20 protein-coding genes are annotated in these 20,277 nt (G+C 72.3%); 4 read left to right on the top strand and 16 right to left on the bottom strand.

What is annotated here, in order from left to right:
- Position 1 precedes the first annotated feature (1 nt).
- The 7 genes from HD593_RS18900 to HD593_RS18870 all read right to left on the bottom strand — a co-directional run bounded on the left by HD593_RS18900 (position 2) and on the right by HD593_RS18870 (position 6,885).
- Positions 2-1,258 (bottom strand): cysteine desulfurase, encoded by a 1,257-nt coding sequence (locus tag HD593_RS18900; protein ID WP_185103396.1) that lies wholly within the window; start codon positions 1,256-1,258, stop codon positions 2-4.
- Positions 1,255-2,001 (bottom strand): Fe-S cluster assembly ATPase SufC, encoded by a 747-nt coding sequence (sufC, locus tag HD593_RS18895; protein ID WP_185103395.1) that lies wholly within the window; start codon positions 1,999-2,001, stop codon positions 1,255-1,257. The genes HD593_RS18900 and sufC overlap by 4 nt, the downstream gene beginning before the upstream one ends.
- A 4-nt stretch (positions 2,002-2,005) precedes the next feature.
- Positions 2,006-2,329 (bottom strand): Rieske (2Fe-2S) protein, encoded by a 324-nt coding sequence (locus HD593_RS18890; protein WP_185103394.1) that lies wholly within the window; start codon positions 2,327-2,329, stop codon positions 2,006-2,008.
- A complete protein-coding gene (gene sufD, locus HD593_RS18885; RefSeq protein ID WP_185103393.1) occupies positions 2,326-3,447 on the bottom strand; it encodes a Fe-S cluster assembly protein SufD in 1,122 nt (373 codons plus the stop codon). Before sufD ends, HD593_RS18890 begins: the two co-directional genes overlap by 4 nt.
- Complete coding sequence (gene sufB, locus HD593_RS18880) at positions 3,447-4,859, bottom strand: Fe-S cluster assembly protein SufB (RefSeq protein ID WP_080037103.1); 1,413 nt, start codon at positions 4,857-4,859, stop codon at positions 3,447-3,449. The genes sufD and sufB overlap by 1 nt, the downstream gene beginning before the upstream one ends.
- The gene (locus tag HD593_RS18875) at positions 4,856-5,554 is read right to left on the bottom strand and encodes a helix-turn-helix transcriptional regulator (RefSeq protein WP_185103392.1); all 699 of its coding nucleotides are present in this window, start codon (positions 5,552-5,554) and stop codon (positions 4,856-4,858) included. Before HD593_RS18875 ends, sufB begins: the two co-directional genes overlap by 4 nt.
- 92 nt (positions 5,555-5,646) lie before the next feature.
- Positions 5,647-6,885, bottom strand: a complete 1,239-nt coding sequence (locus HD593_RS18870) for a Bcr/CflA family multidrug efflux MFS transporter (RefSeq protein WP_185103391.1) — start codon at positions 6,883-6,885, stop codon at positions 5,647-5,649.
- A gap of 190 nt (positions 6,886-7,075) precedes the next feature.
- Between HD593_RS18870 and HD593_RS18865 the strand changes: the two genes are divergently transcribed.
- Both HD593_RS18865 and HD593_RS18860 read left to right on the top strand, forming a co-directional pair.
- A complete protein-coding gene (locus HD593_RS18865; RefSeq protein WP_185103390.1) occupies positions 7,076-7,984 on the top strand; it encodes an ABC transporter ATP-binding protein in 909 nt (302 codons plus the stop codon).
- Between the two features lie 43 nt (positions 7,985-8,027).
- Positions 8,028-8,795 carry an ABC transporter permease gene (locus HD593_RS18860; RefSeq protein ID WP_185103389.1) on the top strand — a complete coding sequence of 256 codons (768 nt, stop codon included), beginning with the start codon at positions 8,028-8,030 and terminating at the stop codon, positions 8,793-8,795.
- A gap of 59 nt (positions 8,796-8,854) precedes the next feature.
- Here the strand turns inward: HD593_RS18860 and HD593_RS18855 are convergent, their stop codons facing one another.
- Positions 8,855-10,051 (bottom strand): MFS transporter, encoded by a 1,197-nt coding sequence (locus tag HD593_RS18855; protein ID WP_185103388.1) that lies wholly within the window; start codon positions 10,049-10,051, stop codon positions 8,855-8,857.
- A 125-nt stretch (positions 10,052-10,176) separates the two neighbouring features.
- Between HD593_RS18855 and HD593_RS18850 the strand changes: the two genes are divergently transcribed.
- Entirely contained in the window at positions 10,177-11,088 is a 912-nt protein-coding gene (locus tag HD593_RS18850; RefSeq protein WP_185103387.1) for an EamA family transporter, read from the top strand.
- 269 nt (positions 11,089-11,357) lie between these two features.
- On the opposite strand, the gene HD593_RS18845 is transcribed toward HD593_RS18850, so the two are convergent.
- From HD593_RS18845 to HD593_RS18810, 8 genes are read right to left on the bottom strand one after another with little or no spacing between them, the layout of a single operon-like run.
- Positions 11,358-12,026 carry a GntR family transcriptional regulator gene (locus tag HD593_RS18845; RefSeq protein ID WP_185103386.1) on the bottom strand — a complete coding sequence of 223 codons (669 nt, stop codon included), beginning with the start codon at positions 12,024-12,026 and terminating at the stop codon, positions 11,358-11,360.
- 26 nt (positions 12,027-12,052) lie between these two features.
- Positions 12,053-13,111 carry an ornithine cyclodeaminase family protein gene (locus HD593_RS18840; protein WP_185103385.1) on the bottom strand — a complete coding sequence of 353 codons (1,059 nt, stop codon included), beginning with the start codon at positions 13,109-13,111 and terminating at the stop codon, positions 12,053-12,055.
- Positions 13,108-14,082, bottom strand: coding sequence for a proline racemase family protein (locus HD593_RS18835; protein WP_185103384.1), 975 nt, complete (start codon positions 14,080-14,082; stop codon positions 13,108-13,110). The genes HD593_RS18840 and HD593_RS18835 overlap by 4 nt, the downstream gene beginning before the upstream one ends.
- Positions 14,082-15,083 (bottom strand): proline racemase family protein, encoded by a 1,002-nt coding sequence (locus HD593_RS18830; protein ID WP_185103383.1) that lies wholly within the window; start codon positions 15,081-15,083, stop codon positions 14,082-14,084. Before HD593_RS18830 ends, HD593_RS18835 begins: the two co-directional genes overlap by 1 nt.
- On the bottom strand, positions 15,080-15,973 hold the full coding sequence (locus HD593_RS18825) for a dihydrodipicolinate synthase family protein (protein WP_185103382.1): 894 nt from the start codon (positions 15,971-15,973) through the stop codon (positions 15,080-15,082). Before HD593_RS18825 ends, HD593_RS18830 begins: the two co-directional genes overlap by 4 nt.
- 26 nt (positions 15,974-15,999) lie before the next feature.
- Complete coding sequence (locus HD593_RS61480; protein WP_312903546.1) at positions 16,000-17,763, bottom strand: FAD/NAD(P)-dependent oxidoreductase; 1,764 nt, start codon at positions 17,761-17,763, stop codon at positions 16,000-16,002.
- On the bottom strand, positions 17,760-18,002 hold the full coding sequence (locus HD593_RS18815; RefSeq protein WP_185103381.1) for a (2Fe-2S)-binding protein: 243 nt from the start codon (positions 18,000-18,002) through the stop codon (positions 17,760-17,762). The genes HD593_RS61480 and HD593_RS18815 overlap by 4 nt, the downstream gene beginning before the upstream one ends.
- Complete coding sequence (locus HD593_RS18810) at positions 17,999-19,141, bottom strand: NAD(P)/FAD-dependent oxidoreductase (RefSeq protein ID WP_185103380.1); 1,143 nt, start codon at positions 19,139-19,141, stop codon at positions 17,999-18,001. Before HD593_RS18810 ends, HD593_RS18815 begins: the two co-directional genes overlap by 4 nt.
- 97 nt (positions 19,142-19,238) lie before the next feature.
- On the opposite strand from HD593_RS18810, the gene HD593_RS18805 reads away from it, so the two are divergent.
- A complete protein-coding gene (locus HD593_RS18805; RefSeq protein WP_312903545.1) occupies positions 19,239-20,225 on the top strand; it encodes a COX15/CtaA family protein in 987 nt (328 codons plus the stop codon).
- The last annotated feature ends 52 nt before the right edge of the window (positions 20,226-20,277 follow it).

The following is a 20,277-nucleotide window of genomic DNA, read 5'->3' as shown; positions in this document are numbered from 1 at the left end:
GCTATGCGAACACCTTCTGAACGTGATGCAGGCCGCGCACCAGGGCATCGATCTCGCCCGTGGTGGTGTACAGGTAGAACGACGCCCGCGTGGTCGCGGGTATTCCGAACCGCAGGTGCAGCGGGCGCGCGCAGTGGTGCCCGACGCGGACGGCCACGCCGAACTGGTCGTCCAGGATCTGCCCGACGTCGTGCGGGTGGATGCCCTCCAGGGTGAAGGACACCGTGCCCCCGCGCTGCTCCAGCGTCTCCGGGCCGATCACGCGCAGCGTCGGCACCTCGCGCAGGGCCTCCAGCGCGTACGCCGTCAGCTCCCGCTCGTGCGCCTCGATGGCGTCGAGCCCGATCTCGGTGAGGTAGTCGACCGCCGCGCCGAGCCCGATGGCCTCGACGATCGGCGGCGTGCCCGCCTCGAACTTGTGCGGGATCGGCGCGTACGTCGAGCGGTCCATCCAGACCGCCTCGATCATCTCGCCACCGCCGAGGAACGGCGGCATCGACTCCAGCAGCTCGGCCCGCCCCCACAGCACGCCGATGCCGGAGGGGCCGACCATCTTGTGGCCGGTGAAGGCCACGAAGTCGGCGCCCAGCGCGGTCACGTCCACCGGGTGGTGCGGCACGGACTGGGAGGCGTCGAGCGCGATCAGCGCCCCGACCTCGTGCGCCCGCGCGGCGACCGTGGCCACCGGGTTGACCGTGCCGAGCACGTTCGACTGGTGGGCGATCGAGACGATCTTCGTCCGCTCGGTGATGACGGCGGGGTCGTAGTCGAGCCGGCCCTCGTCGGTGACGCCGAACCACTTCAGGCTCGCGCCGGTGCGCTGCGCGAGCAGCTGCCACGGCACGATGTTGGAGTGGTGCTCCATCTCGGAGATGACGATCTCGTCACCGGGGCCGAGGGTGAAGCGGGGATCGGTGTTGGCCGGGTTGCCGAAGCTGTAGGCCAGCAGGTTGAGCGCCTCGGAGGCGTTCTTGGTGAAGATCACCTCGTCGCGGGACGGCGCCCCGACGAAGCCCGCGACCTTGTCGCGGGCGTTCTCGAAGGCGTCGGTCGACTCGGCGCCGAGCACGTGCATGGCGCGCCCGACGTTGCTGTAGTGCAGCGCCAGGTGCTCCCGCATGGTCTCGATGACCTGGTTGGGCTTCTGTGAGGAGTTGCCCGAGTCGAGATAGACGAGCGGTCGCCCGTCGGGCAGCTCGCGGGAGAAGACCGGGAAGTCCTTCCTGATCTTCTCCACATCGAAGCTGGACAAAGTCATGCAGATGCCTTCGTGTACTGCTCGTAGCCCTCGGCTTCGAGCTTCTCGGCCAGTTCGGGGCCGCCCTCCTCGACGATCCGGCCGGCCGCGAACACGTGCACGAAGTCCGGCTTCACGTAACGCAGGATGCGGGTGTAGTGCGTGATCAGCAGCACGCCGGTCTCGCCGGTGGCGCGGAAGCGGTTGATGCCCTCCGACACCACGCGCAGCGCGTCGACGTCGAGGCCGGAGTCGGTCTCGTCGAGCACCGCGATCTTCGGCTTGAGCAGCTCCATCTGGAGGATCTCGTGGCGCTTCTTCTCGCCGCCGGAGAAGCCCTCGTTCAGGTTGCGCTGGGCGAAGGCCGGGTCGATGGACAGGGCGTCCATGCCGGACTTGAGGTCCTTGGCGAACTCGCGCAGCTTCGGCGCCTCGCCGCGGACGGCGGTGACGGCCGAGCGCAGGAAGTTGGACACCGAGACGCCGGGCACCTCGACGGGGTACTGCATGGCCAGGAACAGGCCGGCGCGGGCGCGCTCGTCGACGGACATCTCCAGCAGGTCCACGCCGTCGAGCAGCACCTGGCCGCCGGTGATCGTGTACTTCGGGTGACCGGCGATCGCGTACGCGAGCGTGGACTTGCCCGAGCCGTTCGGGCCCATGATGGCGTGGGTCTGCCCGGCCTTCACGGTCAGGTTGACGCCGCGCAGGATTTCCTTGTCCTCGACGGCGACCTGGAGGTCACGGATCTCAAGGGTGGACATGTGCTTAGGACTCCTTCGAGAGCGAGACGAGGACGTCATCGCCGTCGATCTTCACTGTGTAGACGTTCACGGGTTGGGTGGCGGGCGGCCCGGTGGGCTTGCCGGTGTTGATGTCGAAGCACGAGCCGTGCAACCAGCACTCCAGGGTGCCGTCGTACACCTCGCCCTCGCTGAGCTTGACCTCGGCGTGGGAGCAGACGTCGTGCAGGGCGAAGACCTCCTCGCCCTTGCGGACCAGCGCCACCGGCGTCTCGTCGGAACCGACCTCGACGCCGATGACACCCCCGTCGGGGATGTCCGCGAGCTTGCACACCTTCTCGAAGCTCATCGGCCCAGTTCCGCTTCCAGCGCGTTCATGACGCGGTCGCGGATCTCCTCGATCTGGATCTTCTCGACCAGCTGGCCGAGGAAGCCCCGCACGACCAGGCGGCGAGCCTCGTCGTAGGGGATGCCGCGGGCCTGGAGGTAGAAGATGTGCTCGTCGTCGAGGCGGCCGGAGGCGGAGGCGTGCCCCGCGCCGGCGACCTCACCGGTGAGGATCTCCAGGTTGGGCACCGAGTCGGCGCGGGCGCCGTCGGTGAGGATGAGGTTGCGGTTGAGCTCGTAGGTGTCGGTGCCCTCGGCCTCGACCCTGATGATCACGTCGCCGATCCAGACGGCGTGCGCGGCCTCGCCCTGCAGGGCGCCGCGGTAGTCGACGTTGCTCTTGCAGTTGGGCTGCGAGTGGTCGACCAGCAGGCGGTGCTCCAGGTGCTGCCCGGCGTCCACGAAGTAGACGCCCGACATGTCGGCGTCGCCGCCCGGCGCGGTGTAGGTGACGCTGGGCGACAGGCGTACGAGGTCGCCGCCGAGCGTCACCACGAAGCTGCGGAAGGTGGCGTCCTTGGCGAGCTGCGCGTGGTGGTGGGAGACGTGGACCGCGTCGTCCTCCCAGTCCTGCAGGCTGACGACCCGCAGGCTCGCCCCGTCGCCGACGACGAACTCGATGTTGTCGGCGTAGACGGCGCTGCCCTTGTGGTCGAGCACCAGCACGGCCTCGGCCATCGGCTCCACCTTGACCACGATGTGGCCGTAGGTGGCGCCGTCGCCCTCGCCCGTCAGCGTCAGCACGGTCGGCTTGGAGGTGACGGCCTCGCGCGGCACCGTGATCACGGTGGCCTTCTCGAAGCTGTTCCACGCCTGGGCGCTGACCCGGTCGGTCGGCATGAACGACTTGCCCACGCGGGCGTCGTCGCGGCCGACCGTCTCGACGGTGACCTCGGGGGCGGCGTCCACGTCCACGCGGACGTGGCCGACCGGGTCGGCCTTGCCGTTGTGCAGGCCCTTCAGGCGGGACAGCGGCGTGAAGCGCCACGCCTCCTCGCGCCCGGTCGGGACCTCGAAGTCGCCCAGGTCGTAGGACGCCTTCTCGTGCAGGGTCGACAGGGGCTTCTCGTTCAGGCCCATCAGCCGACGGCTCCTTCCATCTGCAGCTCGATCAGCCGGTTCAGCTCGAGCGCGTACTCCATGGGCAGCTCACGCGCGATCGGCTCCACGAAGCCGCGCACGATCATCGCCATCGCCTCGTCCTCGTCGAGCCCGCGGCTCATGAGGTAGAACAGCTGGTCCTCGCTGACCTTGGAGACCGTGGCCTCGTGGCCCATCGAGACGTCGTCCTCGCGGACGTCGACGTAGGGGTAGGTGTCGGAGCGGCTGATCTGGTCGACCAGCAGGGCGTCGCACTTGACGGTGCTGGCGCTGCCGTGGGCGCCCTCCTCGATCTGCACGAGACCGCGGTAGGAGGTGCGGCCGCCGCCGCGCGCCACCGACTTGGAGATGACGCTGGAGCTGGTGTTGGGCGCCAGGTGCACCATCTTGGAGCCGGCGTCCTGGTGCTGGCCCTCGCCGGCGAACGCGACGCTCAGCGTCTCGCCCTTGGCGTGCTCACCCATCAGGTAGACGGCCGGGTACTTCATCGTGACCTTGGAGCCGATGTTGCCGTCGATCCACTCCATGGTCGCGCCCTCGTAGGCGACGGCGCGCTTGGTGACCAGGTTGTAGACGTTGTTCGACCAGTTCTGGATGGTCGTGTAACGGCAGCGGGCGTTCTTCTTCACGATGATCTCGACGACCGCGCTGTGCAGCGAGTCGGAGGAGTAGATCGGCGCGGTACAGCCCTCGACGTAGTGCACGTAGCTGTTCTCGTCGACGATGATCAGGGTCCGCTCGAACTGGCCCATGTTCTCGGTGTTGATCCGGAAGTAGGCCTGCAGCGGGATCTCGACCTCGACGTTCGGCGGCACGTAGATGAACGAGCCACCGGACCACACGGCGGTGTTGAGCGCGGCGAACTTGTTGTCGCCCACCGGGATCACCGAGCCGAAGTACTCCTTGAAGAGCTCCTCGTGCTCCTTCAGGCCCGTGTCGGTGTCGACGAAGATGACACCCTTCTCCTCGAGGTCCTCACGGATCTTGTGATAGACGACCTCGGACTCGTACTGGGCCGCGACGCCGGCGATGAGGCGCTGCTTCTCCGCCTCGGGGATGCCGAGCTTGTCGTAGGTGTTCTTGATGTCGGCGGGCAGCTCGTCCCAGGAAGCGGCCTGCTTCTCGGTGGAGCGCACGAAGTACTTGATGTTGTCGAAGTCGATGCCGGTGAGGTCGGAACCCCAGGTGGGCAGCGGCTTCTTGTCGAACAGGCGGAGGCCCTTCAGGCGAAGGTCGAGCATCCACTCCGGCTCGTTCTTGAGCGCGGAGATGTTGCGGACGACCTCCTCGGACAGGCCTCGCTTGGCCGCCGCGCCCGCGGCATCCGGGTCGGCCCAGCCGAACTTGTAATTCCCGAGGCCTTCCAGCTCCGGGCGGTCGGTGACAGTCACCTTCCGGTCTCCTTGCTCTTGTCTCTATGTGCGGAATCGGCCAATGACTGCGGGGACACGTGCGTCGTGCACACCCCGTCGCCGTGGGCGATCGTGGCCAGGCGCTGCACCGGGGTGCCGAGCAGCTGCGCGAACGCCTCCGTCTCGGCCTCACACAGCTGCGGGAACTCCGCGGCCGCGTGCGCCACCGGGCAGTGGTGCTGGCAGAGCTGGTCGCCGCCCGACTTGGCCTTGCTGGCCGAGGCGGCGTACCCCTCTGCCGACAGCGCCTGCGCCAGCACCTGTACGCGCTGGTCCGCGGGCACCGTCGCCATGACCGGCTCCAGCCGCTTGAGCAGGCTCGACACCTGCTCGCGAGCGAAGTCGGACACGGCTTCTCGCCCCAGACGCTCGGCCAGGAAGCGCAGCGCGCTGCCGGCCAGGTCGTCGTAGGCGTGCTCGAAAGCACTGCGCCCCGCGTCGGTGATCGCGAACAGCTTGGCCGGCCGTCCGCGCCCGCGCTGCCCGAGCGGGCGGACGGTGCGAGGCTCTATCATCCCATCGGCCAGCAGCGCGTCGAGGTGACGCCGCACGGCGGCGGGCGTGAGCCCGAGCCGCTCGCCGAGTGCCGCGGCCGCGATGGGACCATGCTCAAGAATCAGCCTGGCCACGCGGGCGCGGGTGCCGCGCTCACCACCGGGCTCCATCAAGGGCATGTTTTTCACAACATCAGTGTGCCGTAATTCCTTCCCGCATCACAAACGGATCTGAGCAGGCACGGGAATGGAATTTGTCACGCAGGGTAGCCTTACCTAACTTTTGCTCGCCCCAGAATCGTGAACGTCAGGGCCGAGCAGATGAAGAGCCCGAGCATGACACACGCCATGGGCACCGCGGAGCCGGTTCCGGCAAGTCCGACCAGCGGGGCGGAGGCCGCGCCGAGCGCGAACTGCAGCACCCCGGTCAGCGCCGAGGCGCTGCCCGCCACCTGCGCGGGCTGGGATCCCAGCGCCAGCGCGCCGGTGCCGGGCAGCACGAGGCCCTGCCCCGCCATGATGACGACCAGCCCGCTCACGATGCCCCACAGGCCCAGATCCGCCAGCGCGGCGGTCATCAGCAGGGCCGCGCCGAGCAGGGCCACGGCGAGCCCGATGCGGACGAGCAGGACGGGCCGCACCCGTCCCGACAGCCGGCCGCCGAGCTGGGAGGTGGCGATCAGGGCCAGGGCGTTCACGGCGAAGATGAGGGAGTACTGCTGGGGCGTGGCGCCGTACACGTCCTGGAGCACGAACGGCGAGCCCGAGATGTAGCCGAACATGGCCGCGAACGACAGGCCGCCGGTCAGCGCGAAGCCCATGAACGAGCGGTCGCGCAGGAGGTGCCAGAACGTGCTCGCGGTGTGCCTGAGCCCGCCGCTCTCGCGCTGTTCCGCGGGCAGCGTCTCGCGGACGCCCGCCACCACGGCCAGCAGCAGCACGACGCCCGCGACGCTGAGCGCCACGAACACGCCCCGCCACGAGGTGAAGGACAGCAGCTGCGCGCCCGCGATGGGCGCCAGGATCGGGGCCAGCCCGCTGACGAGCATCAGCGTGGCGAAGATGCGCGCGATGGCGGCGCCGTCGTACAGGTCGCGGACGACGGCCCGCACGATGACCAGCGCCGCGCCGCCCAGCATGCCCTGCAGCAGGCGGAAGGCGATGAGCATCGGCACCGAGGGCGCGAACGCGCACAGCAGCGAGGCCACCATGAACCCGGCCACGCCCACCATCAGCGGCACCCGCCGGCCGCGTACGTCGCTGAGCGGGCCGGCGATCACCTGGCCGAGCGACACGCCGATGAGACAGGCGGTGAGCGTGAGCTGGACCTGCGCCTCGCCGCTGAGCATCTCGGCGGTGATGGAGGGCAGGGCGGGCAGGTACATGTCGATGGACAGGGGGCCGATCGCGGACAACGCGCCGAGGATCAGCAGCAGCAGTCCGCGGCGGCTCTTCTGACTCTGCGCACTCTGCTGGACGACGGCGGACGTGGCGATCTCTGCCACGGACATGCGCGAACCCCTCTCCCTCGTAGGCCTGTGGCCCCACGAGGGCCGAGAGATCAAACCATGTTTCGGTCCTCCTAATTCCCAGTCATCAGATATTTGCTGAAACTTCCTTGGCTACAGTGACGAACTGGGCGAAAACGCTCATGCTCACCTGCGGCCCGGACCGCCTGCCGGAGTCCCTACACTCGTGGCCATGGATTCCCCAGCCGTCGAGATCGTCGACCTGGTCAAACGTTACGGCGGCAGGACCGCCGTCGACGGCCTCACCTTCCGCGCCGAGCGCGGCGCCGTCACCGCGGTCCTCGGCCCCAACGGCGCGGGCAAGACGTCCACGGTGGAGATCTGCGAGGGGTTCCGCAAGGCCGACGGCGGCACGGTCAAGGTCCTGGGCCTGGCGCCCGCGCTGCCCGAGCTGCGCGCGCGGGTGGGGGTCATGCTGCAGGCGGGCGGCGTGCCGCCGGCGATGCGCTGCGCCGAGTGGCTGCGGCTGGTCTCGCGCTTCTACGCCCGTCCGCTCGACCCGGGCGCGCTGCTGGAGCGGCTGGGGCTGACCGATCACGTACGCACGCCGTACCGCAGGCTGTCGGGCGGGCAGCAGCAGCGGCTGTCGCTGGCGGCGGCCGTCGTCGGGCGGCCCGAGCTGGTCTTCCTCGACGAGCCGACGGCCGGCCTCGACCCGCAGGCCAGGCACGCCTGCTGGGAGCTGGTGGGCGAGCTGCGCGCGGCCGGGGTGTCGGTGATGCTGACCACCCACCACATGGACGAGGCCGAGCGGCTGGCCGACCACGTCGTCATCATCGACAGGGGGCGCGTGGTGGCCGAGGGCAGCCCCGCCTCGCTGACCGGGGCCGAGCGGCAGCTCAGGTTCAGGGCGCGGCCGGGGCTGGCGCTGGAGGAGCTGCTCAACGCGCTCCCGGCGGGCAGCGCGGCCAAGGAGTCGCCGGCCGGGCACTACATCATCGAGGGCCTGGTGGGGCCCGAGCTGCTGGCCACGGTGACGGCCTGGTGCGCGGCCGAGGGCGTCACGGCCGACGACCTGCGCATCGAGCGCCGCACCCTCGAGGACGTCTTCCTGGAGCTGACCGGCAGGGAGCTGCGATGACCGCGCCCGACCCGACCCACGGCCCGATCTACTGGGGACTTCGATGACGACGCTCGACTTCAGCCCCGCTCCCGGCGCGGCGCCGTTCCCGCGCATGGTGCTGGCGCAGGCGGGCGCCGAGATCCGCGCGATGCTGCGCAACGGCGAGCAGCTCCTGCTCACCCTGATCATCCCGGTGCTGCTGCTGACCGGGTTCTCGCTGGCGCCGCTGATCGACGTCGGCGGCGGGCGGCGGGTCGACTTCCTGGCGCCGGGCGTGCTCGCGCTGGCCGTGATGTCCACCGCCTTCACCGGGCAGGCCATCGCCACGGGCTTCGAGCGCCGGTACGGCGTGCTCAAGCGGCTGGGCGCGACCCCGCTGTCCAGGAGCGGGCTCATGCTGGCCAAGACCGCCGCGGTCGCCGGGGTCGAGGTCATCCAGGCCGTGATCGTCGTGGCCGTGGGGCTCGGGCTGGGGTGGCGGCCGCAGGGCTCGTTCCTGAGCGCGGCGCTGCTCGTCGTGCTGGGCACCGCGGCCTTCAGCGGGCTGGGCCTGCTCATGGCCGGCACGCTGCGCGCCGAGGCCACGCTGGCGGCGGCCAACCTGGTCTACCTGGTGCTGCTCGGGGTGGGCGGGGTGATGTTCCCGCTGAGCAAGTTCCCCGAGGGGGTACGGCCCGTGCTGGAGGCGCTGCCCATCTCCGCGCTGACCACCGGCCTGCGCGCGGTGCTCACCCAGGGCGCGGCACTGCCGCTGGTCCCGGTGGCCGTGCTCGCGGCCTGGGCCGTGGTGTCGCTGGCGCTGGTCTCGCGCACCTTCCGCTGGGAGTGAGGCGCGCCGGACGCTCTGCCCGCCGGCAGTGAGGCGCGGCGGAGGCTTGGCGCGCGTCGTCACTCCGGGCGGGGCGGTTCGGCTCGCAGGGCGCCGTAGCGGCGGCGGGCGAGGGCGGCCACCGCCGTCAGGGGGATGGCCGCGCCGGCCGCCAGGCCGAACAGGAGCCCGTACCGGCCGTCCTGCGCCAGCGGCCCGGCCGCCCACGACGCGGCCGCGCTGCCCACGAACAGCGCGCAGGCGAAGAAGGCGATCGTGGTCCCCCTGGCCTCGGGCACGACCGAGGTGGCCCAGGTCTGCAGCGAGGAGTGCAGGAACGACCAGCCCCCGCCCAGCAGCAGCGCCGTGACGGCCACGGCGGGCACGCTGACGTGCACGGTCACGATCGCGAACCCGGCGCAGAGCTGCGCGCCGCCCACGACCATCAGCAGCGGCGCGGGCCACGTGCCCGACAGCCGCTTGACGAGCTTGGCGAAGCCCCACAGCCCCAGCCCGTACGCGGTGATCGACAGCCCCGCCACGGCGGCGGCCAGCCCCGTGTGCTGCAGCGCCGGGGCCAGGAACGGCATGACCCCCAGCATGATCGCCCCCTCGGTGAACGCGAGCGCGAACACCAGCAGCGCCCACCGCTGCCCGAGCACCTTGCCCAGGTGGCTCAGCACCCCGCTCCCCGCGTGCTCGTGCCGGGGCGGCTCGGGCAGCGTCCGCAGCGACAGCGCGCAGGCCAGGGCGCAGGCGGCGGGCACGGTGAAGGCCACCCGCCAGTCGACCAGCCCGGCGACGACGCCGCTCAGGCCCGTGGCCAGCGCCGTGCCGAGGGCCGCGGCGGCCATCAGGTCGGTGAGCGCGCGCTGGCGTACCGAGGGCTGGACGGTGTCGCCCACGTACGTCAGCCCCGTGGGGATCACCGCGCCGAAGCAGGCGCCCGTGACGACCCTGGCCACGACGAGCGCCCACAACACGGGCATCAGCGCCGAGACCGCCCCGGCCAGCGCGGCGCCGTACAGGGCCCAGCGCATCACGCGTACGCGGCCGAAACGGTCGGACAGCAGGCCCCACAGGGGCTGGGTGAGCCCGTACGCCAGGTAGTAGCCGCTGGCGGCGGCGACCGCGGCCGACAGGGAGACGTCCAGGTCGGCGGCGATGAGCACGAGCATGGGGCTCACCGCGAAGCGGTCGAAGCTGCTGACGAACCCGGACACGGACAGGGCCAGCGGAGGGCGGGTGGGACTCACGGGGAGCGCGGGGGCTTTCATACGACCATGGTGGTTATGTCCGGAAATATGATCCAGTCGGCAGTGGTACCACCTTAAGGGAGGGGATGTCAGTCGCGTTGAGTAGGCTCTGACGGTTGCTCTTCCTGTTCCTGACGAGGAGTCCCGTGACCGCCTTCGCCCTCGACGACCCCATCGGCCGGGGTCCCGGCCTGCCCCGGCCGGGGAACCTGCTCCGCACCGCGGCCGACTCCATCCCGCCCTCGGGGCTCGTGCTGCTGGCCATCTTCTCGGTGCAGATCGGGGCCGGGTTCGCCAAGGAGCTGTTCGCGGCGCTGCCGCCGAGCGCGGTGGTGTTCCTGCGCATCGCGGCCGGGGCGCTCATCATGGGGGCGGTCGCGCGGCCCAAGCTGAAGGGGCTGTCCTGGCGCGACTGGGCGGTGGGGGTCGGCTTCGGCGTGACGCTCGCCGTGATGAACCTGACCTTCTACGAGGCCCTGGCGCGGCTGCCGATGGGGATCGCGGTGGCGATCGAGTTCCTCGGCCCCCTGGGCGTGGCGGTGGCCGCCTCCCGGCGGCGGATCGACCTGCTGTGGGTCGGGCTGGCCGGGATGGGCGTGGTGCTGCTGGCCCCGTGGGGCGCGTCGGCGTCGGTGAGCTGGGTGGGCATCGGGTTCGCCATGGTGGCCGGGGCGTGCTGGGCGGCGTACATCCTGCTGTCGGCGGCGGCCGGGCGGCGCTTCCCCGGGGCGAGCGGGCTGTCGTTCGCGATGATCGTCTCGGCGGTGGTGATCCTGCCGATCGGGGTCACGACCGGCGGGGCCGACCTGCTGCAGCCGGAGCTGCTGCTGATCGGGCTGGGCGTGGGGCTGCTGTCGTCGGTGATCCCGTACTCGCTGGAGCTGCAGGCGCTGCGGCGCATGCCCAAGCACGTGTTCGGCATCCTGATGAGCCTGGAGCCCGCCGTCGCGGCGCTGATCGGGGTGCTGCTGCTCGGCGAGATCCTGCACGCGCAGCACTGGGCGGCGATCATCTGCATCGTGGCCGCCAGCCTGGGCTCGACCCGCAGGCGGAGATGAGGGCCGCCGCGCGCCCGTGGGATGGGGTCTCGGGCGCGCGGCGGGGGGCTCGGCTCGGTGGGCGGGGTGTGCCGAGCCCATGGAGGTCAGCGGAGTGCGGGTGTCCGCTTGACCATGGCATGTGCCGCGATAGGCCGGCCTGATGGGGACCGGGAACGGCGGAACCGGCGGCGCTCGCGCGAGGCGTCGCCCGGCCGGCCCGCATTGAGATTACCGCCAACGGGGAGTGCGCGATCCCCGAATGTCAGAACTTAACGCTCGGTGCTCTCTTAGTGCTCGGCCCAGATGCCGCGTACGTGGCCGATGTGCTCGGCCATGAGGTGGCCGACGGCGGCACCGTCGCCGCTCTTGAGCGCGTCCAGCAGTTGCAGGTGCTCCCTGGCGGAGTCGCCCAGCGTGCCGCGCTCGGAGAGCTGGGACAGGCCGTAGAGCCGGGCCCTGTTGCGCAGGTCGCGCACCACCGAGACCAGGTGCACGTTGCCGCACAGTGACAGCAGCTCGACGTGGAAGCGCAGGTCGGCGTCCACGTACGCGAGCAGGTCGCCCCGCTCGCTGGCCGAGACGATCTCCTCGGCGATGGGCCGCAGCCGCTCGAACTCCTCGGCCCGCGAGCTGTCGGCCAGCCTGGCGACCGTGGGCACCTCGATGAGCTGGCGGATCTCGGTCAGCTCGTCGAGGTCGCGGTCGGACAGCTCCGTCACCCGGAAGCCCTTGTTGCGCACGGCCTCGACCAGGCCCTCCTTGGCCAGGTCGAGCATCGCCTCGCGCACGGGCGTGGCCGAGACGCCGAACTGGGCGGCCAGCACCGGCGCGGAGTAGACCACCCCCGGCCGCATCTCGCCGGTGATCAGCGCGGCACGCAGCGCGTGCGCGACCTGCTCGCGCAGGCTCTGCCGCTCCCCCACCATCGGCAGGTCGAGCCGGTCCTCGGCAGCCATCGGCCCATCCCCTTCTCTGTCCACCCTCATGCCTGCGCCCTCATATGAGCCTCGTAGGCGGCAGCCGCGACCACGAGGTCCTCCCACGCCATGCCCGTGCTCTTGAACACGCGCGGCCCCGGACCGGCGACCACCCTTCGGGCGATCAGGTCGGCGAGGTTACCGGCGAGATGATGAGAGGTGATCGTACCCTGGCGGATCGGCACGACGACGTCGCCCGCTTCCTCCAGGGCGGCCGCCCTGGCCTCGACGACCACGGTGGCGCGGGCGATCAGGTCGCCGTCGAGCTCACGGGCGTCGGGCTCGTGCGAGCCGACCGCGACGACGGTGACGCCGTCGCGGGCGAGCTTACCGGGGAACAGGGGATGCCTGGCCGTGGTGCAGCACGCGATCAGATCGGCCTCCGCCACCGCCTCCGCCACAGCCTCCGCCACAGCCTCCGCCACCGCCCCGCTCCGCGGCGGCACGGAAGACGGCGGGCCCGCGGCCGGGGCGGGCCCGGTCGGGGCGCCGGGCTGGGGGCGGTCGGTGAGGGGAGCGTCGGTGAGGGCGCGGGCGGTCAGGCCGAGGGCGCGGCAGCGGGCGGCCAGCGCCTCGGCCCGGCCCGCGTCGCGGCCCACCACCGTGACGTCGTCCACCGGCCGCACCTCCCGCAGCGCCAGCACGTGCCCGTACGCCTGCGGCCCGCTCCCGAACACCACCAGCCGCCGCGCCTCCGGAGCGGCGAGGTGGCGGACGGCGAGGGCGGAGACGGCGGGCGTGCGCAGCGAGGTGAGCGCGATCCCGTCCAGTGCGGCCAGCGGGGCCAGGGTGTCGCCGTCGAACAGCAGGTACGTGCCCTGGATCCGGGGCAGCCCCCGCTCCGGGTTCCGCGGCGCGATGCTGACGGCCTTGACGCCCGCGTACCGCCGGGTGGAGGCGGGCATGAGCAGCAGCTGCCCGGCGGGCAAATCCACGATCGGCCGCCGCGGGGTCGTCTCGGGGTCGAGCCCCGCACGCAGCGCGTCCTCCAGGACGTCCACGGCCCGGCCCATGGGCACCAGCCGCTCCACGGTGGCGGCGTCGAGGTACGGCAGCCCGCTCATCGCAGCGTGAACCCGGTCGGGAACGGGTCGGCGGGGTCGAGCTCGAAGACGTGCCGCCCGGTGCGGTACGCCATGCCGTCGATCTCCACGATCACGCCCTCGTCCGTCTCCTCCCGCACGCGGGCGGTGAACACGCTGCCCACGATGCTCTCGTGCACCAGTCCGGTCACCTTGGCCTCGTCAGCCTCGTCGTGCAGCAGCGCCATCCTGGCGGCGGTGCCCGAGCCGCACGGCGAGCGGTCCACCTCGCCGTCGGCGAACACGGTGACGTTGCGCTGCCGCCTGACCCCGTCCAGGTCCGGCAGGTCCTCGTGGAAGATCACCCCGTACACGCCGGACAGCCGCTCGTCGGAGGGGTGCCTGGCGGCCGGGTGCCCGGCCAGGGCGGCCTTGATCCGGCGGGCGTGGTCGATGAGGGCGTTCAGGTGCCGCGGCTCGACCCGCAGGCCGAGGTCCGCGGCGCGTACCGACGCGTAGATGGCGCCGCCGTAGGAGACGTCGGCGCGCAGGCCCGCGACGGCCACGTCGCGGGCGATCACGAACGAGGGCACGTTGACGAACGTGACGCCCTCGATGCCGCCTCCGGACAGCCGGACCCTGGCCCGCACGCGGCCCGAGGGCACGTCGATGACGACGTCCGTCACGCCGTCCGGGGCGGCCTCGACCAGGCCCTCCCGCACGGCGTGCACGCCCAGCGCGATCGTGCCGTGCCCGCAGGCGGTGGAGAAGCCGTCCTTGTGCCAGAACAGCGCCCCGAAGCGCGCCCCCGGGTCGTCAGGGGGCACCAGGAAGCAGCCGTACATGTCGGCGTGCCCGCGCGGCTCGTTGCACAGCAGCCGCCGCAGGTCGTCCAGCTCGGCCATCGCGGTGGTGCGGCGGTCGAGCACGGTGGCGCCGGGGATCTCGGGCACCCCGCCCGTCACGATCCTGAACGGCTCCCCCGCCGTGTGGTAGTCGACCGTGCTCAGCATCAGAGCTCGAACCCCGCGGGGAACGGGTCGCGCGGGTCGAGGAAGTACTGGGCGGTGCCGGTGATCCAGGCCCGCCCGGTGATCGACGGCAGGACCGCCGGCCGGCCGCCCACCGTGGTCTCCTCCAGCAGCCGCCCGGTGAAGTGGGTGCCGATGAACGACTCGTTGGTGAAGTCGCGGCCCAGCGGCAGCTCGCCCCTGGCGTGCAGCTGCGCCATGCGGGCGCTGGTGCCGGTGCCGCACGGCGAGCGGTCGAACCAGCCCGGGTGGATGGCCATGGCGTGCCGCGAGTGGTGGGCGTCGGAGCCGGGGGCGGCGAAGTAGACGTGGTGGCAGCCGCGGATGCGGGAGTCCTCGCGGTGCACCGGCTCGTCGGCGGCGTTGATCGCCTCCATGGTGGCCAGGCCGGCCGCGATGATCTCGTTCTTGGCCTTGCGGTCGAAGGGCAGGCCGTAGTGGTCGAGGTTCACGATGGCGTAGAAGTTGCCGCCGTACGCGAGGTCGTACGGGATCTCCCCGAACCCCGGGACGGTCACCGTCGCGTCCAGCCGGTCGCAGTAGGACGGCACGTTGCGCAGCGTCACCGACATGGCCATGCCGTCCTCGACGGCCACGTCCACCTCGACGAGCCCGGCGGGTACCTCCAGGCGCACGGTCGTGACGGGCTCGACGACCTCCACCATGCCGGTCTCGACCAGCACGGTCGCCACGCCGATCGTGCCGTGCCCGCACATCGGCAGCAGCCCCGACACCTCGATGAACAGCACCCCGTAGTCCGCGTCCGGCCTGGTCGGCGGCTGCAGGATGGCGCCGCTCATGGCCGAGTGGCCGCGCGGCTCCGTCATCAGCAGGGTGCGGATGTGGTCGAGGTTGTCGCGGAAGTAGAGGCGCCGCTCCGCCATGCTCGCCCCGGGGATCACGCCGATGCCGCCGGTGATGACCCGGGTGGGCATGCCCTCGGTGTGGGAGTCGACGGCGTGGAATACGCGCTTGGTCCTCATCGCAGCCCCTCTGCCAGTGCCTTCTCGGTCGCCGCACGCACGATAGCGGCCTGCTCGTCCGTCAGCGGCTGCCTGGGCTGCCTGCACGGGCCGCCGTGCCGGCCGGCCAGGTCCATGGAGAGCTTGATGGCCTGGACGAAGTCCGTCTTGGAGTCCCAGCGCAGCAGCGGGTGCAGGGCCCGGTACAGGGGCAGCGCGGTCTCCAGGTCGCCCGCCACCGCCGCGCGGTAGAGGGCGGTGCTGGAGGCGGGCAGCGCGTTCGGGTAACCGGCGATCCAGCCGACCGCCCCGGCCACGGCCAGCTCCAGCAGCACGTCGTCGGAGCCGATCAGCAGGTCCAGCCCGGGTGCCAGCTCGGCGAGCTCGTACGCCCTGCGCACGTCCCCCGTGAACTCCTTCACCGCGACGATCAGCCCCTCCTCGTGCAGCCTGGCCAGCAGCGCGGGGGTGAGGTCGACCTTGGTGTCGTAGGGGTTGTTGTAGGCCACGATCGGCACGCCCGCCCTGGCCACCTCACGATAGTGCGCCACGACGGCCCGCTCGTCGGCCCGGTAGGAGTTGGGCGGCAGCAGGAGGATCGAGCCGCAGCCCGCCTCGCCCGCCTGCTCGGCCCAGCGGCGCGACTCGGCGGCGCCGTACGCGCCCGCGCCCGCCATCACGTTCCCGCCGCCGACGGCCGCGACGGCGGTCTCGATCACCTTCGTGCGCTCCTGCGGGGTGAGCGTCTGGTACTCGCCGAGCGAGCCGTTCGGCACGACGCCGTCGCAGCCGTTCGCGACCAGCCAGCGGCAGTGGTCCGCGTAGCCGTCGTAGTCGACGGACAGGTCGTCGCGCAGGGGGAGCGCGGTGGCGACCATGACGCCCTGCCAGGGCTTGCTGCGGTGTTCCATGGAAAGTCCTCCAGGTGTCGGGGGGTTCAGTGAGCGGGGTCGTCGTCGGGTGCCGTCGCGCCACCGGGCGCCTTCGCGTCGGGCGCCTGCGCGTCGGGTGCCTGCGCGTCGGGTGCGGTGAGTGAGGCCAGCGCGCCGAGGGTGGTGGGCTGGGCGATCGGGCGGCGGGGCGGCTGGGGCGGCTCTCCCGCCAGGCAGGAGACGGCGTAGCCGCAGATGCGGCCCTGGCACCAGCCCATGCCCGGGCGGGCCAGCAGCTTGATCGAGCGCGCGTCGGTGGCGCCGAGCGCCTGTGCCTCGCGTACCCGGGCCAGCGGCACCTCCTCGCACCTGCACACGAGCGTGTCGTCGTGCAGCCACCCCTGCCAGCCGGGCTTGACGGGGTACGCGCGCTGCAGCGCCTCCCCGAACGCCCGCCACCGCTCCCGCCTGCGCGCGAACAACGGCGGCACGACCGCCGCCACCCCACCGGACTCCGGCAGCGCACCCGTGCGTACGTCGCCCGCCGCCTCCACACGGCTGCCGGCGGCCAGGCCCGTGCCGGCACGGGAGGCCGAGGCCGTGCTCACGTCGTCGGCCGGAGGCGCGCTGACGTTCGCGGTCCGGTCCGGGCGGGAGCCGGGGGCCGGACGTGTGCGGGCGTCGGAGACGATGGCGCGGCCGGCGAGGCGGCCTTCCAGTTCGGCCAGGCGCCAGCCGCCCACGCCGACGGGCTCGCCCGCCGCCCACACCCCGGGCACGGTGGTGCGGAGGGTGGCGTCCACGCTCAGCACCGGGCTGCCGTCCACGTCGTGGCGGGTCTGGCAGCCGAGCTGCGTCCCCAGCTCGATCTGCGGCACGAAGCCGTAGCCGACGGCCACGGTGTCGCACTCGACGACGTGGGTCGCCGTGACGTTCCAGTCGCGGTCGAGGCGGGCGATGGTGACGGCCTCCACCTCGCGCTCCCCGTGGGCGGCGACGACCGCCTGCCGCGTACGGTACGGCACCCGGTGCCTGGCCAGGGCGGCCGCGTACATCGCCGCCTCCCCCGCCTTGCCCAGGGCCAGCACCGGATGCCTGGCCAGCCCGAGCCCGCCGTTGGCCTCGTACACGCCGAGCACCCGCGCCCCCGCCCCGGCCAGCCCCGAGGCGACCGGCAGCAGGAACGGCCCGGTGCCGGACACCACGATCCGCCGCCCCGCCACGACCCCGCCGCCCTTGAGCAGCGCCTGCGCGCCACCGGCGGTGAGCACCCCGGGCAGATCCCAGCCGGGGAACGGCAGCGGCCGGTCGTGCGCACCGGTCGCGATCAGCAACCGCCGCGCCCGCAGCACCACCGCCCGCTCACCGGACCGGCCATCCGCCCCGTCACCCCGCGATGAGCCGGCGCCACCCAACAATCCGGCGCCACCCGAACGGCCGACGCCACCCAACAGCCCGGCGCCGCCCAACAGCCCGGCGCCACCCGACCGGCCGGCATCATCCGACCGGCCGTCCGCACCCGGCGAGCTCGCGGGCGCTGCCATGTCCCTGGTCGCGCAGTGCACCAGCAGGTCGCCGTCCGGTTCGCGGGAGACGGCCCACACCTGGTGCCGCAGCAGCACGTCCGCCCGCGCGTCGAGGGCCCGCGCCTGCCGCAGGAACCGGTCGAGCCCGGCCGCCGGACGGGGAGCGGCGGTGTGCCGGAAGTACTGGCCGCCGAGCCGCAGGCCGGAGTCCACGAGCGCCACCCGCAGCCCGGCCAGCGCCGCCGTGAGCGCGCCCGCCACGCCGGCGGGCCCGCCGCCGACCACCACGAGGTCGTACGTCACGCCGTCGTCACCTCGTCCCCCGGCTCGGCCTCCAGCAGGCAGGCCCGCTCGGGCGGCCGGCCGTTCACCGAGATCAGGCAGTCGAAGCAGACGCCGATCCCGCAGAACAGCCCGCGCGGCCGCCCGCCGAAGCGGGTGGTGCGCCACGACCGCACCCCGGCCGCGTGCAGGGCCGCGCCGATGGTCTGCCCCGGCACGACGGGCACGGAGCGCCCGTCGACGGTGATGTGGAAGGTCATGGGGCCTCCTCGGGGAAGCGGTCCGGGCGGAAGGGCTGCAGGTCGAGGTCGGGCCGCTGCCCGGTGATGAGCTGGGCGAGCAGGTGCCCGGTGGCCGGGGCGAGCCCGATGCCGGCGCCCTCGTGGCCGCACGCGTGGTAAAGCCCGGACACGCGCGGATCGGCCCCGATGACGGGCAGGTGGTCGGGGCAGTACGGCCGGAACCCGCAGTAGGACCGGATGGCCCGGACGTCCCGCAGCGCGGGGAAGAGCGCGACCGCCTGCTCGGCCAGCCGTGCCAGCACGGGCACCGACGTCGTCCTGTCGAACCCGACGCGTTCCCTGCTGGCCCCGATGAGCACGGTCCCGGCGGGTGTGCCCTCGACGACGGCCGAGGTCTCCAGCCCGGCGGAGTCGCTGGCGACGTTCGTGACGTAGGCGGCGGTGTAGACCTTGTGCCTGATCAGCGGCTCCGGCAGCGGCTCGGTGACGAGGATGAAGCCGCGCCTGGGCAGGACGGGCAGGTGCACGCCCGCCAGCGCGGCGACCTCGCCGCCCCAGGTGCCCGCCGCGTTGACGACGGCGTCGCCGAGCACGTCGCCCTGGGAGGTGCGTACGCCGGTGATCCGGTCCCCCGAGCGGAGGATGCCGGTCACGGTGGCGCCGAGCCGCAGCCGCAGCGTGCCGTGGCCGAAGCTCTCGGCGCCGTGCCTGAGCAGGGTGGCGGCGGCGAGCATGGGCTGCACCTGGGCGTCCTGGGGGTAGAACACCCCTCCTGCCAGCCCCTCGGCCAGGTGCGGCTCGTGGTCGCGCAGCTCCGGGGCCGGCACCAGAGCGTGCTCGACGCCCTGCTTGCCCGCCAGCTCGGTGAGCTGCCGCTGCACCTCCTCGGTCTCGGCGACGACCAGCCCGCCCTTCGCCTCGAACTCGAACCCGCCCAGCCCGGCCAGCGAGCGCCACAGCCGGTTCGACAGCACGGCCAGCTCCAGCTCGGGCCCCGGCTCCTTGTCGGACACCAGCACGTTGCCCTCGCCCGAGCCCGTCGTGCCGCCGGCCACGGGACCGCGGTCGATCACGGTCACGTCGAGGCCCGCGCGCGCGGCATAGTAGGCGCAGGCCGCTCCCACCACGCCCGCGCCGACGACGATCACGTCGGACATCACCACCTCCTCTCAGTAATATGTCACATACCCAATCCGCTTGAGAAGCCCGCTCCCGATGGCGGGACCGGCCAACCTGGCCCCTACCATCGATGACGTGAAGCTATCCACGGACAACCCCCACCTCGTCGCGCGGTTCATCCGGTCCTTCTGGGCGCCGACGACGCGCTCGATCCGCGGCTGGGCGCTGGCGTCCGTGGTGGTCAACGCGGGGATCACGGTCACCGGGGCGGGCGTGCGCGTCACCGCCTCCGGGCTCGGCTGCCCGACCTGGCCGAGGTGCACCCCCGACAGCTTCATCCCGGTCGCGCACCCCGAGGTCTCGCCGCTCAACATGGCCGTCGAGTTCGGCAACCGGCTGCTCACGTTCCTGGTGCTGGCGGTGGGCATCGCCTGCTGGCTGGCCGCGGTGCGGATGCGCCCCCGCCGGGTCTCCCTGATCCGCCTGGCCTGGCTGCAGCCGATCGGGATCATCGCGCAGGCCCTGTGGGGCGGGCTGGTGGTCAACACGATGCTCAACCCGTTCACCGTCGGCATGCACTACCTCATCTCCAGCGGCCTGATCGCCGCCTGCTGGATGTTGTACGCGCGCGCGGGCGAGGGCGACGGCCCCGTGCGGAAGATCACCCACCGCGACGTCCGCAGGCTCGGCCACGCGCTGGTGGCGGCCGTGTTCGTGCTGCTGGTGGCCGGGGTCGTGGTCACCAACACCGGGCCGCACTCGGGTGACGAGATGGCCTCGCGCTTCGACCTCGACATCGAGACCGTGGCCAGGCTGCACGCCGACATCGCGTACGTGGTGGTCGGGCTGACGTTCGCGCTGCTGTTCGCGCTGCACGTGACCAACGCCCCGCGCCCGGCCAGGCGGGCGGCGCTGGCCCTGTTCGGCGTGGAGCTGCTGCAGGGCGTGATCGGCTACACGCAGTGGTTCCTGGCCGTGCCCGCCCTGCTGGTGCTGCTGCACGTGCTCGGCTCGACCCTGGTCTGGATCGCCGCGCTGCGGGTCGCCACGTCGCTGCGCTCCCGCGGCCCCGAGCCCTCCGCCGTACCCCACTCCCCCGCCGAAGCAGCCGCCGTCGTCTGAGCGGATATGCCAGGGTATGTGGTGTTAGATGCGCCACTCCCCCGGCCCGGAA

The organism is Nonomuraea rubra, from assembly GCF_014207985.1.
In the GTDB taxonomy this organism is placed as follows: domain Bacteria; phylum Actinomycetota; class Actinomycetes; order Streptosporangiales; family Streptosporangiaceae; genus Nonomuraea; species Nonomuraea rubra.
Note: the sequence above shows the minus strand (reverse complement) of the source record. Positions and strands in the feature narration are given on the sequence as shown.

Coding starts and splice junctions, on each gene's coding strand:
- sufC (WP_185103395.1), bottom strand. CDS start 2,001: ATGTCCACCCTTGAGATCCGTGACCTCCAGGTCGCCGTCGAGGACAAG.
- HD593_RS18815 (WP_185103381.1), bottom strand. CDS start 18,002: ATGACCTTCCACATCACCGTCGACGGGCGCTCCGTGCCCGTCGTGCCG.
- sufD (WP_185103393.1), bottom strand. CDS start 3,447: ATGGGCCTGAACGAGAAGCCCCTGTCGACCCTGCACGAGAAGGCGTCC.
- HD593_RS18825 (WP_185103382.1), bottom strand. CDS start 15,973: ATGGAACACCGCAGCAAGCCCTGGCAGGGCGTCATGGTCGCCACCGCG.
- HD593_RS18900 (WP_185103396.1), bottom strand. CDS start 1,258: ATGACTTTGTCCAGCTTCGATGTGGAGAAGATCAGGAAGGACTTCCCG.
- HD593_RS18865 (WP_185103390.1), top strand. CDS start 7,076: ATGGATTCCCCAGCCGTCGAGATCGTCGACCTGGTCAAACGTTACGGC.
- HD593_RS18875 (WP_185103392.1), bottom strand. CDS start 5,554: ATGCCCTTGATGGAGCCCGGTGGTGAGCGCGGCACCCGCGCCCGCGTG.
- HD593_RS18845 (WP_185103386.1), bottom strand. CDS start 12,026: ATGGCTGCCGAGGACCGGCTCGACCTGCCGATGGTGGGGGAGCGGCAG.
- HD593_RS18855 (WP_185103388.1), bottom strand. CDS start 10,051: ATGAAAGCCCCCGCGCTCCCCGTGAGTCCCACCCGCCCTCCGCTGGCC.
- HD593_RS18835 (WP_185103384.1), bottom strand. CDS start 14,082: ATGCTGAGCACGGTCGACTACCACACGGCGGGGGAGCCGTTCAGGATC.
- HD593_RS18890 (WP_185103394.1), bottom strand. CDS start 2,329: ATGAGCTTCGAGAAGGTGTGCAAGCTCGCGGACATCCCCGACGGGGGT.
- HD593_RS18830 (WP_185103383.1), bottom strand. CDS start 15,083: ATGAGGACCAAGCGCGTATTCCACGCCGTCGACTCCCACACCGAGGGC.
- HD593_RS18810 (WP_185103380.1), bottom strand. CDS start 19,141: ATGTCCGACGTGATCGTCGTCGGCGCGGGCGTGGTGGGAGCGGCCTGC.
- HD593_RS18860 (WP_185103389.1), top strand. CDS start 8,028: ATGACGACGCTCGACTTCAGCCCCGCTCCCGGCGCGGCGCCGTTCCCG.
- HD593_RS18870 (WP_185103391.1), bottom strand. CDS start 6,885: ATGTCCGTGGCAGAGATCGCCACGTCCGCCGTCGTCCAGCAGAGTGCG.
- HD593_RS18840 (WP_185103385.1), bottom strand. CDS start 13,111: ATGAGCGGGCTGCCGTACCTCGACGCCGCCACCGTGGAGCGGCTGGTG.